Source organism: Prauserella aidingensis, assembly GCF_024171865.1.
GTDB classification, from domain to species: Bacteria; Actinomycetota; Actinomycetes; order Mycobacteriales; family Pseudonocardiaceae; genus Prauserella; species Prauserella aidingensis.
The window spans coordinates 76504-90959 of sequence record NZ_JAMTCN010000019.1 but is presented as its reverse complement, the minus strand read 5'-3'; the positions used below and the strand labels follow the sequence as shown (position 1 = coordinate 90959).

Here is a 14456-nt window from a genome sequence, read left to right as displayed (position 1 = left end):
CTCCAGGTCGCGCGGACTCGAGACGTCCGCAGGTCGTCGGCACGGACTCACCCGTGACGGGCTACATGGCCTGCCACGTCGCTGCGAACGTCTCGGCCAGCCGGGCGGGACTCCCCGGCAGCAGATGGATGTTCTGCTGCCGGTCTGCGAACGCGACGACTCGGCCCCGGTCGCGGATGTCGATCACCGAGAACGGTTTGCTCCGCCGATACCGGCCGTCCACTGTGGCCCCGGCGTACACCTGGTGCGCGGCGTCCCGCGGCGCCTTCATGAGGTTGTCGATCTCCTGCTCCGGTTCCGGCCGTGCCGCGAACACGTCTCGGCGCTCGTCCCGCTGTGCGTAGGCAGCACGGCTCGTGTGCAGTTCACGCACCTGTGCTGCGGGAACGCGAGGCAGCTCGCCGAGGAACTCGTCGACGAGGCGCGGTTCCTCGGCGGGCGCGAACGTGACGAGGTCGTCGCGAACCTGCACGGCCACGGCCTCGCCCCCGGCCGCGAACACACCCAGCGCGCGGTTGGCCGAGGTGTCGTCGGCGTGACTGCTCCAGCAGTGGAGTTCGCGGTCGGGCGAGGCGAGGAGGCGCAGCGCTACGCGGAAGTTCCGGGTGAGCAGCCCGCCTTCGGCGATGCCGAGTTCTTCGAGGGCTCGGAACGTCCGCGCATCGGCCTGTGGGCGGTCGTCCTGCGGCACGTACAGGTCGGACACACCGACGACGGGGTGCGGGTTGCCCAGACCTTCGAGTTCCCACAGCCGCGCGAGCACGGTGCGCGGCAGCGCCACCGGACGGTTGACGACGGCCACGGTGGTCACTCGCCGATGGTCGGGGGCGTCACGACGTTGCCGGTCGCCGGGTCGCGCAGGACTTCGCCGTCTTCGGTCAGCGAGAAGGCGTCGTCGTTGTCCAGGACGTACTGGCGCTGGTGTTCGTCGTCGTCACCGCCCTGGCCGCCGCGGCCCGCACCGCCCATCCCGCCCATCGGCATGCCGCCGCGCCCACCGGCGGCGGAACCGCTCGCGGCGGTGGTGCCACCGGCCGCTGCGCCACCGGAACCGGCCGGGCCGAACGGAGCTGCACCCGTCGCCCTTCCCGCGCCTGCGGCGCCTCCGGCGGCCCCTGCTCCGCCCGCTGCACCTGCCCCACCGGCCGCGCCGCCGGAATATCCGCCCACCCCGGGGACGCGGCCGCCCCCTGCGGACGAGGAGCCCCCGCCGGTCGGGCCGAATCCGCCCGCCGAGCCGACCGGCCCGAAGCCGGGCGTGCCGGCGGAACCGCCGGGGCCGAAGCCGGAACCGGCGTTGTAGCCGGGCGTGTTGAATCCCGGCGTGTTGTAACCGGGCGCGGAGGCAGCGGGGCGCTGGAACTCCGGCGGGGCGTATCCGGAACTCGACGTCGTGTCGTCGGTCGTGGGTGTGTTCGGCGGGGCGTACCCGGGCGTGGGGCCGGTCGGCCCGGGCTGAACCGGTGAGCCGTTCGGCGTGACCGGCGTCCCGCCGGGGCGCATCGGGCCGTTGTCGGACGACACGGACGGGCCGCCCGGACGGTCGGTGCCGCCGGCTCCGGGCTCGTCGATGGAGATGACCCCGCTGCCCGCGTCCTTCACCGCCGAGGACTCGTCCCGTTCGATGCCGGAGAAGTCCTCGCCGATCTTGCCGACCTCGCTGAAACCGGCGTCGACGTCGTAGGCCGCGCGGTTCACGTTGGTCTCGTAGCCCTGGTAGATCTGCTTGGCCTGCTCGATCTTGGCGTTACGCTCGTTGATCTTGTCTTCGGTGTCGGTGTCCCAGGGCGTGGCGTGGTCGAGAAAGCTCTTCTCCGGCGCGTCCTTCGGGATGTCGGGGAACTGGTTCTTGGTGCCGTCGAACGAGTGGGCGTTCTCGGTGTGGAACCGGGCGTTCTTCTGGTAGACCTCGGCGGTCGCCTGGGCGGCCTTCATGCCCTTGCGGATGGTGCCTGCGGCGGCCTCGGCTCCCTGGCCGGTCCAGGAGCTCTCCAGAGCCTGGATCATTTTCGTGCTGCGGTTGACGCTGGCGTCCTCACCCTCAGTGACGGCCTTGGTGATCGTGTCCGCCCCGTCGGCGGCGCCCTGCCACTTGCCCGAGTCGCCCTGCCGCATCGCGCGCACGATGTCCTCGATCGGCATCGAACCGAACACCCGACCGGCCTGGTCGAAGAGAATCTTGCCCTTTTCCTCGGCCAGCGGATCGTCGAACCGGCCCATCGTCGCCCCCTCGGTCGCCCTTCTCTTTCCTACGCGTGCACCCTCGTCGCCGCGGCGGTCACGCCTTCTCCTTCAGATTCCCCACGACCATGTCGGCGACCCGCAGCGCGGCCTCACACGGATCGGTGCCTGCGTCTTCCTTGTTCGCGCTCAAGGAGATACCTGTCGAAATGGCGTACTCATCAGCAATTCCTACAGACGCGCCGCAAGACGCCGATTCGGTCTGGTGGGTAACGGAAGGGAAGCCTTGCACAGGTCCAGGCTCATCCAGCGTTTCTCCGAGTCCTTCCATGTTCGCGTAAGTCCGGCTGAGCCCCTCACCCGTCACAGTGAGGAAGCCGACGGTGACACCACCACCGCCGTAATTCCAGTCACAACGCGGTCCGGTCTCCTCAAGGTCGTTCCGCTCGCCTGTCGGTGTTCCCTCTCCGAAGATCTCGTCTAGCTGATCCCGGGTAAGCGCATCGCACGGGTCACCGGACAGAACCGACTCGGGAAGCGGGTTCGTCACCTTCGGCGCACCGCTGTGCGGCAGGTCCGAAGCACCCTCCGACGCGTCAGCACTCGACGTCGTCGCCGAGGCACCGGCCGACGACGGGGCGGGCTCCGGCTGTCCCTCGGACTCTCCCGAACAGCTCGTCGCCAGCACCACAGCCGCCCCGGACGCCAGCAGCGCAACCGTCCGCCTCATGCGACGAAGCCTCCCTCATCGTTGCCGTCCCGACCGCCGGCGTTCTTGACGTCCTTGCCCGCGCGGTCCTCGGCCTCCTCGTACACGCCGAGGGCCCTGCCAAGCTTCTCAGCCAGGTCACGGTGGAACTTCCACAGGTCGGCGACATGCTCCGCGCCCACCTGCCACGACCGTTGGGCCACCTCGGTGAACCGCACGCTCGCCGTGTCCTCGGCAGGAGGTTGTGCATACATGACCAGATCGTTCGCGGCTTGCATGTGGTCCCGGTACCGCTCGGCGAGCGTCAGGGCTTCCTCGTAGATGCCCTTGGCGGTCTCGCCGTCGAACTCGTAGCCGCCGCCGGAGCCGGGGTTGGTCTCCTTGCCGTCGACGACGAAGTTCACCGCGGCGAACATGTTGCCGCCGGCAAGCGCCGCACCGGTCGCCGCAGCGTCCTGCGGCGCGAGCGGCGCCGGTCCGCTGCCGTCGCTGACCTGCACCTTCGATTCCTCCCCCGGATCGTCAGGCGTCTTCAACTCTCCCGCAGCAAGTCAGCATAGCGAACCATCCCCCGAACCGTGACGAATTCGCCCACATCCGACGAACGGCCATGGCCTGAACGACCTCCCACGGCACTATCGCGGTAGGACGTCCGAGTCGAGCCAGGTGGTGAAGAACCGGTCCAGTGAGCGGCCCGCGTGCCGGGCTGCGAGTGCGGTGAATTCGGCGGTCGTCACGGTCGAGTGCCGGTGGGTGCTCGTCCAGTCGCGCAGCAGGGCGAAGAACGTCTCGTCGCCGAGTTCACCGCGCAGCGCGTGCAGCGTGAGCGCGCCGCCCTTGTAGACCCGCTCGGAGAACATGTCCGCGACGCCGGGGTCGGCGATGCGTGGTCCGCTCCCCTGTTGCGCCGGGGCGCCGCGCCACCGGCGGGCCAGCGTGTCGGCGGATTCGCCGCCGGAGCTCTCGGACCACAACCACTCGGCGTACGTCGCGAAACCCTCGTTGAGCCAGATGTGCCGCCAGTCGGCGACCGTGAGGCTGTTGCCGAACCACTGGTGCGCGAACTCGTGCACCACGAGTCGTTCGTGGGTGCGCTCGCCGTCGACGTGCCCGGCGCCGAACACGGCCATTGCCTGGGCCTCGATGGGGTCGTCGAGTTCGTCGTCGGTGACGACGACCGCGTAGTCGTCGAACGGGTACGGGCCGAACCACCCTTCGAGGGCGGTGCGCATGTCCGGCTGCCTGCCGAAGTCGACGCGCGCGTCCTCCCGCAGCCGCGTGGGCACGAACAGCCGGGCGCCGCCGAGGTCCTCCTCCTCGTAGTATCCGATTTGGACGCTGACGAGGTACGGCGCGGTCGGTGCGGTGCATTCGAACACCCACCTGACCGTGCTCGCCGATCGGCGCCGGTCGACGAGACCGCCCGTCGCGACGACGGTGTACGGCGCGGGGACCTTCAACGCGAGGCGGTAGGTCGCCTTGTCCGCGGGGTGGTCGTTGCACGGGAACCACGTCGGCGCGCCGATCGGCTGGCTCGCCACGAGCGCGCCCTCGGTGAGCTCGTCCCAGCCGACGTCGCCCCATTCCGGTGACGACAGCGGCTCCGGATTCCCGGCGTAGCGCACCTCGACCGTGAACTCCGCACCCTCGGCGATCGACCGCGCAGGCTTGACGCGCAGCTTGTGACCGCGGTGCGTGTACCGGGCGTTCGTGCCCGACACCTGCACCCGGCTGAGCTTGTAGTCGGTGAAGTCGAGCGTGAACGCCGACAGCGGCTGCGTGGCGACCGCGGTGATGCGGGCGGTGCCGGACAGCCGGTTGGCGACGGGGCGGTACTCGAGGTCGAGGTCGTAGTGACGCACCCGATAGCCGCCGTTGCCGTGTGCGGGCAGGTAGGAGTCGCCGGAGCGGTCGGCGCCGGGTTCGGGCTGCGGCGTCACCGGTGGCCCGACCCGCTCTCGTCGCCCCATGCGGCGATCGGGTTGCCCTGCCAGCGGGAATCGGCGGGCACGGCGTCGCCGCGCGTGACGAGCGACCCCGGCCCGACGGTCGTGCGGTCGCCGATGCCGCCGCCGGGCAGCACGATGCCGTGCGGGCCGAGCGTCGCGCCCTCGCCGAATTCGACGGTGTCCATGCTCATGATCCGATCATGGAACAGATGGGTCTGGACGACGCACCCGCGGTTCACCGTGGCGCCGTCACCGATGCGGATGAGGTCCGACTCGGGCAGCCAGTACGTCTCGACCCACGTTCCTCTGCCGATGCGCGCGCCCATCGTGCGCAGCCACGCGGGCAGCAGCGGTGTTCCTCCGACGCCGCCGACGAACCACGGCACGGCGAGCGTCTCGACGAACGCGTCCGCCAGCTCGGCGCGCCACACGAACGAGCTCCACAGTGGACGTTCCGTCGCCCGGAACCTGCCGACCAACGTCCACTTCGCCACTGTCGCAGCGGCCGCGGCGGCGACACCCGCGACGAGCAGCACGACACCCGACGACAGCGCGGCAACCCACAGGCCGTACGCCGACCACACGGCCAGCAACGCGGCGACGACGAGCACCGACAGCGCCACCGAGCACATCACCGGAACGACGCGGCACAGCTCGACGGCCGCGCGCGCCGCCTTGAGCCTGCGCGGTGGATCGAACGTGCGGCTGGTGTCCGCGCTCTCGACGGCGCGGCGTAGCGGCATCGGCGGCATGCCGAGCCAGGACGAGCCCTTCTTCGCCTTCTTCGGGGTCGACGAGAGCACGCCGACGAGCCCGCGTTTGGGCACGGACCGGCCGGGCGCGGTGATGCCCGAGTTGCCGAGGAACGCCTGCTTGCCGATGCGCGCGGGGGCGACGTGCAGCCAGCCGTTCCCGAGTTCGTACGCGGCGACCATCGTGTCGTCGGCGAGGAACGCACCGCCGGCGATCTTGGTCATCTTCGGCACGGCCAGGACGGTCGACGCCTCGACGCCCCTGCCGACCTTCGCACCGAGCAATCGCAGCCACCCGGGTGTCAGCAGGCTGGCGTACAGCGGGAACAGTGCGGAGCGGGCGGCGTCCATGAGCCGCTCCGTGGCCCAGACCTGCCAGGCGAGTCTGCTGTGCACGGGGTGGAAGCCCTCGCGCAGGCCGATACCGAGGGCGCGCACGCCCACCAGCACGAGCGCGGCGTACGTGCCCAGGTACGCGAGGGCCGCGACGGGTGTCAGCGCGAGCATCGGACCGAGCGCCGCGGCGAGTCCGGACGCCGACGTGGCCGCGGAACCCAGGATCGCGACGGCCGGCAGCGCCGCGGCGGCGGGCAGCATGCCGAGCACGAACGAGGCGACGTCGTAGGCCAACGACCAGCGCCGCTGCCGGGGTGCCGGCTTCGAGGGCCAGCGCAGCGCGCCCTTCGGGTCGCCGGTCGCGGGCGAACCGGCCCAGCGCCTGCCCGCAGGCACGGCGCCGCGCACCGTCGCACCGGCGGCCACTTCGGCGCCCTTGCCGATGCGCGCCCCGGGGAACAGCGTGCTCCGCGCGGCCACCCGCGCACCCGCACCGATGCGGATCTTGCCGATGTGGACCAGGTCGCCCTCGACCCAGTGGCCGGACAGGTCGGTCTCGGGTTCGACGGCGGCGCCGCGGCCGAGTTTCAGCATCCCGGTGACGGGCGGCGGGGCGTGCAGGTCGACGTCCGCGCCGACCTTCGCGCCGAGCAGGCGTGCGTAGTGGGTCATCCACGATGCGCCCGCGACTTCGGTGGCGCCCGTGACGTCGGCGAGCCGTTCGGCCGCCCACAGCCTCAGGTGCACCCGCCCGCCACGCGGGTACCGGCCGGGGCGCAGGCCGCGCAGCAACAGCCGGGCACCGGCCGCCGAGAGGGCGATGCGGCCCGGCGGGCTGAACAGCACGAGCCACGCCGCGGCGAGCGCCCACCACGGCAGCGTCGGCGCCCACGCGACACCGGCGAACGTGCCGAGTGCCGTCGACAGCGCGGCCGCGATGGTCGTCCACCGGAGGCCGGCGACCGTCAGCAGCGGCAGCAGCGACAGGCTCTGCACCAGGCCGGCCGACGTGGGCACCGGCGAGACGCGGCGGCGACGGGTGGGCGTGCCGTCGAGGCCGTCGAGCTTCTCCGCCAGGTCGCCGAGCCGGGGAAGGGTGTACACGTCGCTGACCGACACCTCGGGATACCGGGTGCGGACGCGCGACACGAGTTGCGCCGCGGTGAGGCTGCCGCCCCCGCAGGTGAAGAAGTCGGCCTTCGCGTCGCCCACGGTCACGCCGAGGATCGAGGCCCACTCCTCGGCCAGCCACTGTTCGGTGTCGGACAGGCCGTCGTCGGCGCCGGTCACCGAACCGGCGGGAAGCGGCCACGGCAGCGCGGCGCGGTCGACCTTGCCGGAGGTGCGCACCGGCAGGTCGTCGACCACGGCGAGCAGCGGCACCAGCGCGGCGGGCAGCTGCTCCCGCAGGCGTGCGACGGCGGCGTCGGTGTCGAATCCACCCGCCTCGCCGTCGGCGGGCAGCACGTAGCCGACGAGGACCTGGTTGCCCGCGTCGGTCCTGCGCACGGCGGCCGCGGCGCCCGCGACACCGGGCAGCGACTGCAACGCGCCGTCCACCTCGCCGAGTTCGATGCGCCTGCCGCCGAGTTTGACCTGCTCGTCGGCCCTGCCGAGGAACACGAGTCCCTCCGGGTCGGCGCGCACCAGGTCGCCGCTGCGGTAGGCGCGCTCCCAGCCGAGCGACGGCAGCGGTGCGAACTTCTCGGCGTCCTTGTCCTCGTCGAGGTAGCGGGCGAGGCCGACGCCGCCGATGACGAGTTCGCCCGTGGAACCCATCGGCACGGGGTCGCCGTCGTCGTCGACCACGGCGAGTTGCCAGCCGTGCAGCGGCAGCCCGATGCGCACCTGGCCCTCGCCGGACAGCTGCGACCCGCAGGCGACGACGGTGGCCTCGGTCGGGCCGTAGGTGTTCCACGCCTCGCGTCCTTCGACGGCGACGCGCGCGGCGAGTTCGGGCGGGCACGCCTCGCCGCCGAAGATGAGCAGCCGGATGTCCTCCAGTGCCTCGGCCGGCCACAGCGCGGCGAGCGTCGGCACGGTGGACACGGCGGTGATGCGGCGGTCGAGCAGCCACGGCCCGAGGTCCACACCGGTCCGCACGAGGTCACGCGGGGCGGGCACGAGGCACGCGCCGTGCCGCCAGGCGAGCCACATTTCCTCGCACGAGGCGTCGAACGCCACCGACAGACCCGCCAGTACGCGGTCGCCAGGGCCGAGCGGTTCGTCGGTGAGGAACAGCTGCGCCTCGGCGTCGACGAACGCCGCCGCACTGCCGTGACTGACGGCGACACCCTTGGGTTTACCGGTGGACCCGGACGTGAAGATGATCCACGCGTCGTCGTCCGGCGACGGCGTGCCGTGCATGCCCCGCGGCTCGCCGACCCGCTCGACCGCGCCGCCGTCGCGCAGCACCACGCTCACCTCGGCCTCGCCGAACACGAGCTCGGCGCGTTCCTCCGGGTCGTCGATGTCGACCGGGACGTAGGCGGCGCCTGCCGCGAGCGTGCCCAGGATGGCGACGTACAGCTCGGCGGTGCCCGACGAGATGCGGATGCCCACGCGGTCGCCGACGCCGACGCCCTCGGCGGCCAGCTTCGCCCGCACGGTGCCGATCTCCGCGGCGAGCGCCCGGTAGGTCAGAACCGTGGAGCCGTCGTCGACGGCGGGTGCGTCCTTGTGCCGCGCGATGGTGTCGTCGAGGACGTCGAGCAGGGTCCGGATCGTCGGCGCGGGCCCGGTGCGGAACACGGCTCGGGCGGCGGGGTCGGGGGCGGGCGTCGGTCCGGCAGGTCTGTCGATCGCGATCGTCACAAGCCCTCACAGGCGCTATCCGGGCCAGCTCCGGGTGAGACGGCCGAGAACGACCCGTCAGCATACCCAGCATGAACAGCAGGTATCGCAGCGGTGTAGACAGGATCACACGACAGGGGACCTCGCCCGCGCGTCACTCCGCCAGCCGGTGAACCACGATCGCACCCCCGTAGGCGGGCCGGTCACGACGCTGATCGTCGGTGGCGGTGTACTCGTCGATGACGGCCTGAATCCGGTGGTGCAACTCGGCGGCATCGGCGTCCGACAGGTGCAGCGCGAAGCGGAAGAACGTGCTGACCGAGCCGGGTCCCGCCGCGCGGAGTTCGTCCTGCAGCGCGGCCAACGGGGCGGCGGCGCCCGCGGGATCGGCCCGGCCGGGATCGTCGAGCCACACGCCCCTCGGCACGGCCCGGTACGGCTTCTCCAGTGCACCCTTGTCTCCGGTACGCACCGCGGCCTGTTCCAGCAGCCCGGCCTGCACCAGGTGCCGGACGTGGTGGAGCACCGTGCCCGGATCACGTCCGACACGCTCGGCGAGCTGCTTGTTCGTCAGCTCCCGTTGCCAGCACAGCCGCAGGATGCGCAACCGCAGCGGATGGCCGAGCGCCTTCGCCTCCCGAACCGTCGTTTCCCTGCTGGGCAGCTCGGACGGCACGCGACCCTGATCGGTCATGGTGCGAACACTAGTCGACCGATGTGCCGAGTTCACATCGATGGACTTTTCCACATCGGTGTGGAAATCTCCATAGCATGGGTGTGACTGGGAACGGCACGCAACGGCTGGGTGCGCCCTATCGATGGCTGTGGACCTCGACGGCCTTCTCCGGCCTCGCGGACGGGCTGTTCCGCGTCGGCCTGCCGCTCGTGGCCGCGACCATGACCCGCTCGCCCACCCTGATCGCCGGACTGACGTTCGCGGTCACCCTGCCGTGGCTGCTCCTGGCACTGCCGGTGGGCGCGTTCGTCGACCGGCTGGACCGTCGCCGCATCATGCTCGCCGCCAACCTCACCCGAGCGGGATGCGCGGCGGTACTCGCCGGGCTGCTGTCGACCGACACCACGGCGATCTGGCTGCTGTACGCGATCGCGTTCGGCGTCGGTGCAGCCGGGGTGTACTACGAGATCGCCGCACAGTCGATCGTCCCCCGCCTGGTCCACGGCGACGTCCTGGCGCGCGCCAACGGCAGGTTGTTCGGCATCCAGCTCACCACCGACGAGTTCGTCGGGCCGCCGCTCGCCGGAGCCCTCGTCGCCGCGGGAGCGACGGCCGCCGTCGGCGCCCCCGGCGCCCTGTGGGCGGTGGGTGTGGCGGCGTTGCCGCTGGTGCGAGGCCGATTCCGGGTCGGCTCACCCGCGTCGCCGCAGGCGACGGCACGGCGGTCGAGCCCCCTCCGACGGGACATCGCGGAAGGTGTGCGCTTCCTGTGGCGACAACCGCTGCTGCTGCGGTTCACGGCGATGAACGGCCTGTTCAACCTCGCCACGAGCGCCACCTTCGCGATCTTCGTGTTGCAGGCGCTGGGCCCGATGAGCCTGTCCGGGACGGCCTACGGCGCGCTGCTGGCTGCCATCGCCGCAGGCAGCCTCCTGGGGTCGGTACTGGCCGAACGGGTGGAACGACTACTCGGGCGGACCCGCACGCTCTGGGTGTCGTACAGCGCGACGGTACTCATCGTGGCCGCTCCCGCACTCACCACGAACGCCTACGCGATCGGCGCGGCGTTCTTCCTCGGCGGTGCGGGAATGCTCGTCGCGAACGTCGTGACGGTGTCGTTGCGCCAGCGCATCACGCCCGACCGGCTGCTCGGCCGCGTCACCAGCGCGCACCGGCTCGTGGCGTGGGGAACGAAACCACTGGGCGCCGCGCTCGGCGGGGTCGTCGGCGAACTCTTCGGCCTGCGCTCCGTGTTCGCGGTCATGACCGCCGTGGCACTGGTGTTGCTGACGGCGTTGCTCGGCGTCGACGACCGCAGGCTCGACAACGCCGTGCGGACCACCGACCGCTGAACACCGGGCGGACTCCACGCGGCGACGGGAGCGGCCGGGAACGACGGTCAGCCGTCGCCGCCCGGCGGGCGGCCGTCGGGCCACACGCACGGTGACGACGCGCCGAGCGACAGGCTGCCGTCCTTGCTCTGCTGCACCGACATGCGGAACGCGTCCCCCTCGTGCTCGACGGAGACGAACCTGTCGTCGGCCGACCGCTCGTCCGCCAACACCCGGAAGTCGCCGGACGTCCAGTGGCCGTGGAGCGTGTCGACGATCTCGGCATTGCGTTCGGCCGGGATCTTGTCGAGCCAGTACGTCCTGCCGACCTGGTAGCGCCCGCGCGGACCGTTGTCGTCGGGGTCGGTGCACTCGAGCTCGTCGTCGCGCTGCAGCGTCAGCTCGGGTGTGACGGGGAGAGCCTCGACGGCACTGTCGATGTGCTGCTGCGCCCGCTGCCGCGCCTGTTCGATCGTCAAGGTGCCCACCGGCTGCCTGCCTTCCGTTCCGCCACCGTCCGTGCCGCTGTCGTTCGCGCCGCTGCCGTCCGTGTCACCGTCCGACCCGCCCGCGCCGCAGCCCGCCAGTAACAGCGCCGCCGCCGTCACGGCGAGCAGCGTCCGCCGTGACCGCCGACGCCCGGGTTCGGTCGTCATGGACTCATGATGACGGTGACTCGCCGACCACGATGCGCCCCAGGTTGCGCAACGGTGTGGAGTTCTCGTCCCAGTACTCCGAATGGGCGTCCGGCGAGGTTCCGTACCACGAATCCGTGCCCTCGCCCGCGTCGAACACCTCGGCGCCGAAGTCGTCGTTGATGGGCTGGTTGTCGTGGATGAACGGCGGCGTGTTGCGGATGATGTCGTTCTCGGCCGTCCCCGCGTAGACGTTCGCGTCGTCGGGCAGGTCGAGTTCGGACACGTGGTCGGCGCCCACCCCGGGGCTGCCGATGAACACGGCGTTGTCGACGTCGAGGTGCCCACCCTGCGCCGAGTGGCCCACCACGGTGGAGCCGTAGCTGTGACCGATGAGTGTGTTGTTCGACGGCTGCCCCTCGTGGGTCGCCCGCAGACCGTCCTGAAAGGACCGGAGATCGCCCGCGGCGTCCTCCGCGTAGCCGGCCCGTATCGCCTCGTTCAGGTCCTGAGGTGCGTCGTAGCCGACCCAGGTGATCGCCGCGTTGCTGCTGCCACGGTCGGTCTGCGCCGCCTGGTCGAGGATCGCGTCGGCCCTGTCCAACTCGCCGCCGATGTTCGACAGGTTGGATCCCGTTCCGGGAACCGACGTGACGACGTTGTCGGCGGTGTCGGGATTCCCGGTGGCGACGACGCCGCGACCGTTGCCGTCGGTGGCGAAGTCGAGCAGGTACGCCTGCGGCCGGGTAGCGGTCGGTTCCCGTTCGAGCCGCTCCTGGATGGGTTCGAGACCGTTCAACGTGCGGTCGATCTCCTCGAGCTCGGTCGCCTCTTCCGAATACTTCGCTGGGCCGAGTTCCGCCAGTTCGTCGCGACGTCCGGTCAGTTGCGTGTACTCCTCGGCGAACCGGATGCGGTTGGCGCGGTCACGATCCTCCACCGGAATCCCGTCCATACCGCCGATCACGTCGCCGTGCGTGTAGACGGCCGATTCCTGCTCGGTGGGGCTGAGCCCGTCCCACCACTCCTTGACCTCGGCGGGCGAGCCGTCGCTCGGAATGTCGCTCGGGGTGATGATGTGGTCCGCACCGGTGGCTTCGAGTTCGAGTCCCGCCGCCTCCGGTGTCGCCTTGTTCAACGCCGACACCGCGGTCCGGTCCGCCTCGTTGACGGCGCTGAGTGCGCGGGAGATCTTCCCGGTCAGCTCGTCCGCGAGATCCGACGCCGCCTGTTTCTCGTCGTCGCTGCGCATGTCGCCGGGTCCGCCGGGAATCGCGCGGACGGTGCCGTCGCTGTGCACACGCAAATGCCCGGACGTGTCGACGGTCTCGACGACGCCGTCGACCGTCTTCTGCGCCTCGGACACCGCGTCGGACAACGTGCGCAGTGCGGGCGGGATCTTCTCGATGTACTCGGCGGCCGTGGAGTAGCCGCTCCGCACGTCGGTGACGTGTGACCGTGCGGCCTCGGCGGCCTCGCCGCTCCACCCCTCGAGCGAACGCGCCGCCGACCCGAGGTCGGAATCGGCGGACGACAGTTCGCCCGCCAGGCGCGACCACTTGTTCGCGAGGTTGTCGAAGGCGTCCGGTTCCGCCGCCCGCAGTTGTTCGTACGAGACCACGTCACGCCTCCGAATGCAGTTCGGGGAGGGTGTCGAGCACCGCGTCCTCCATCCGGCCGTAGCCGTCGGCGGCGTCGCGCAGCAGTCCGCCCGCGACCGCGGTGCGCTTGTTCAGGTCGTCGACGTGGTACTCCCACAACGCGGCGAGGCTGCGCACCTTGCCTGCGGCGGCGAACCCGTCGTTGTCCTCGGCGTGGACCGCAGCCGCACCGCTGAACTCCGCGACCGCCTCGCCGGCACCGTCCGCGAGCGACACGAACGTGTCGCCGGTGGTGACGAGTGTGTCGGGGTCGACGTCGTAACCGCTCACCTCGGACCTTTCGCCGGTGGGTGGATCGAGGCGAAACGTACCGAACCGGACAGCGCCGTGTGACCGCTTTGCGTGAACACCCGGCCACGACGAGATGAGCGGCGCGCCTACTCGACGCCGGTTCGTCGGCACCGACCCTCAGGTCTACGGCGCAGCTTCCACGCTGGTCTGTGGTGGATGCGGAACCCGGATATACGGAGGTTCCGCATACTTGTCGACGACGGCTGTGCCGTTGCGACTGCCAGGTTGCAACCGGACTCGGCGGCCACCCGCAGTCGATGCCGCAGCAGCCGATGCTGAGCGCCTCTTCCCCGATAGGCCGGCAACGTGGCTGCTCCTCCCAGCACCGCTACGTCATCGTGGGCGGTCATCGCTGCCGCGCCGACCGGCACGGAGCCTTCGTAGGCGACGAACGACGAACGGCCGGGTCCCGGTGTTCCGCGGCGATGAAGGCGCCCACGACTCCCTCGACCTCATAGCCGGGCAGCAACACGCCGAGGAACTCTCCCGCCTCGGCCGCTTCGCACGTCACGCTGCCGCTCGGTTCAGCCACCGCGATGTTCGTACCGGCCGCGAGATCCCTGACGGCCAGCACCCGATCGTCAGCCGGCACCAGGCCCACGGCCCGCAACGACGACGATCCGGAGTCACCGAACGATGGCGCTGCAACCACAGTCGGAACGGCCGCGTACTGGCCGAACGTCTCGAGCAGGTGCGCGACATGGGGCGCCGTATCCGCGGTGACCCCCGAGATCGTCGACAAGAAATGAAGCGCCGGATGGGTAGCCAGGGCAACCATGAGACCTGCCGACGTCGTCCAGGTCCGGAACGTGCCGTGCAGACGCCCCGACATGGCGGCTGTGAAGGCAACAGCGGTTCTACGGTAAAGCGCGTGCTCCGCCCTGCACACAGCGTCGATGCTCACGCTTCGGCCGCTACTCGACGAATCGCGATCGTCGGCATCGACTTCCGGTTCGTCGAGGCCAGCGTACGGCTGGCGCACATCGCGCCGGTGCTCGTCCTGCATCGGCGGTGCGCCCCCTTCGTATCGCGGCCGAGCCACAGCGAGCGTGCCTGCCGACAGTCCCGCGGTCAACGTCGTTCGGGCCGCCCCGTCGCCGGCAAGGCCTACACTTCGGGCCGACCCACCGTGGGGGCAGGAG

General features: G+C 71.1%; 13 protein-coding genes. 1 reads left to right on the top strand and 12 read right to left on the bottom strand.

Annotation, left to right across the window (positions count from 1 at the left end; all coding sequences use genetic code 11):
• Nucleotides 1–61: 61 nt before the first annotated feature.
• The 7 genes from LY13_RS18270 to LY13_RS18240 all read right to left on the bottom strand — a co-directional run bounded on the left by LY13_RS18270 (nucleotide 62) and on the right by LY13_RS18240 (nucleotide 9414).
• Nucleotides 62–811 carry an ESX secretion-associated protein EspG gene (locus LY13_RS18270; protein WP_253829766.1) on the bottom strand — a complete coding sequence of 250 codons (750 nt, stop codon included), beginning with the start codon at nucleotides 809–811 and terminating at the stop codon, nucleotides 62–64.
• Nucleotides 808–2220, bottom strand: a complete 1413-nt coding sequence (locus LY13_RS18265; RefSeq protein WP_253829764.1) for a hypothetical protein — start codon at nucleotides 2218–2220, stop codon at nucleotides 808–810. Before LY13_RS18265 ends, LY13_RS18270 begins: the two co-directional genes overlap by 4 nt.
• Nucleotides 2221–2278: 58 nt before the next feature.
• A complete protein-coding gene (locus LY13_RS18260; protein WP_253829763.1) occupies nucleotides 2279–2911 on the bottom strand; it encodes a DUF3558 domain-containing protein in 633 nt (210 codons plus the stop codon).
• Nucleotides 2908–3426: a hypothetical protein gene (locus LY13_RS18255; protein ID WP_253829762.1), complete on the bottom strand. Its 519-nt coding sequence runs from the start codon at nucleotides 3424–3426 to the stop codon at nucleotides 2908–2910. The genes LY13_RS18260 and LY13_RS18255 overlap by 4 nt, the downstream gene beginning before the upstream one ends.
• A 99-nt stretch (nucleotides 3427–3525) precedes the next feature.
• A complete protein-coding gene (locus tag LY13_RS18250) occupies nucleotides 3526–4860 on the bottom strand; it encodes a M1 family metallopeptidase (protein ID WP_253829761.1) in 1335 nt (444 codons plus the stop codon).
• Complete coding sequence (locus tag LY13_RS18245) at nucleotides 4827–8741, bottom strand: Pls/PosA family non-ribosomal peptide synthetase (protein ID WP_253829760.1); 3915 nt, start codon at nucleotides 8739–8741, stop codon at nucleotides 4827–4829. The genes LY13_RS18250 and LY13_RS18245 overlap by 34 nt, the downstream gene beginning before the upstream one ends.
• A 133-nt stretch (nucleotides 8742–8874) precedes the next feature.
• On the bottom strand, nucleotides 8875–9414 hold the full coding sequence (locus LY13_RS18240; protein WP_253829759.1) for an ArsR/SmtB family transcription factor: 540 nt from the start codon (nucleotides 9412–9414) through the stop codon (nucleotides 8875–8877).
• A gap of 77 nt (nucleotides 9415–9491) precedes the next feature.
• Here LY13_RS18240 and LY13_RS18235 point away from each other — a divergent pair, with 77 nt between their 5' ends.
• Nucleotides 9492–10748 carry an MFS transporter gene (locus tag LY13_RS18235; protein WP_253829758.1) on the top strand — a complete coding sequence of 419 codons (1257 nt, stop codon included), beginning with the start codon at nucleotides 9492–9494 and terminating at the stop codon, nucleotides 10746–10748.
• 47 nt (nucleotides 10749–10795) lie between these two features.
• Here the strand turns inward: LY13_RS18235 and LY13_RS18230 are convergent, their stop codons facing one another.
• The 5 genes from LY13_RS18230 to LY13_RS18210 form a co-directional block, all read right to left on the bottom strand.
• Nucleotides 10796–11383 carry a hypothetical protein gene (locus tag LY13_RS18230; RefSeq protein WP_253829756.1) on the bottom strand — a complete coding sequence of 196 codons (588 nt, stop codon included), beginning with the start codon at nucleotides 11381–11383 and terminating at the stop codon, nucleotides 10796–10798.
• Nucleotides 11384–11387: 4 nt separating this feature from the next.
• A complete protein-coding gene (locus LY13_RS18225) occupies nucleotides 11388–12983 on the bottom strand; it encodes an alpha/beta hydrolase (protein ID WP_253829755.1) in 1596 nt (531 codons plus the stop codon).
• A gap of 1 nt (nucleotide 12984) precedes the next feature.
• Entirely contained in the window at nucleotides 12985–13293 is a 309-nt protein-coding gene (locus LY13_RS18220) for a hypothetical protein (RefSeq protein ID WP_253829753.1), read from the bottom strand.
• A 107-nt stretch (nucleotides 13294–13400) separates the two neighbouring features.
• Nucleotides 13401–13664, bottom strand: a complete 264-nt coding sequence (locus LY13_RS18215) for a GNAT family N-acetyltransferase (protein ID WP_253829825.1) — start codon at nucleotides 13662–13664, stop codon at nucleotides 13401–13403.
• Entirely contained in the window at nucleotides 13661–14320 is a 660-nt protein-coding gene (locus LY13_RS18210; RefSeq protein ID WP_253829752.1) for a hypothetical protein, read from the bottom strand. Before LY13_RS18210 ends, LY13_RS18215 begins: the two co-directional genes overlap by 4 nt.
• Between the last annotated feature and the right edge of the window lie 136 nt (nucleotides 14321–14456).